Origin of the sequence: Kordiimonas laminariae, assembly GCF_023008165.1 — a bacterium.
Classification (GTDB): domain Bacteria; phylum Pseudomonadota; class Alphaproteobacteria; order Sphingomonadales; family Kordiimonadaceae; genus Kordiimonas; species Kordiimonas laminariae.
Map to the genome: position 1 here is coordinate 1 of NZ_JAKQZA010000020.1, position 656 is coordinate 656.

The 656-nt window shown below is 50.0% G+C and carries 1 pseudogene; it reads left to right on the plus strand.

Annotated elements, in window-relative coordinates:
- Positions 1–656: pseudogene (locus tag MF542_RS17495) on the plus strand (hypothetical protein); the annotation flags it as partial.

Here is a 656-nt window from a genome sequence, read left to right on the forward strand (position 1 = left end):
ACAAGTGCATCTAATGTAAGCGGCAATGCCGCAGCCACGATTACCGTAACTGCCAACGATGGCGATGGCTCTGGTAACGTAAACTTAGGCACCGTGAATGTGAATGTCACCGGAGTGAATGATGATCCGGCAGCAGCCACCCTACCAGCCTCCGTTACCGTTGCCGAAGACACACAAAGCAACATCGATCTTGGCACTACTGCGTTCAGCGATGTGGATAGCGCCAGCATTACAGTAACACTCACGGCTTCAGCCGGGACTTTTGCTACACCTGCGGATGGTGCTGGCGTTGGTGGCGGTGTTGTTGAAACACTTGTAAACGCAACAACAATCACGCTTGTTGGCGCACCAGCTGATATCAACACATATCTGGATACAGCCTCTAATATTCAATACACAGGTGCATCTAATGTAAACGGCAATGCTGCTGCTACCATCACCGTAACCGCCAATGATAGCGATGGCTCCGGCGATATTAGCATTGGTACAGTGAATGTGAATGTTACCGCTGTAAACGATGATCCGGCAGCAGCTACCCTTCCAGCCTCCGTTACAGTTACTGAAGATACACAAAGCAACATCGATCTAGGCACTACAGTATTAAGTGATATAGACAGCGCCAGCATTACCGTAACACTCACGGCTTCCGCAGGAAC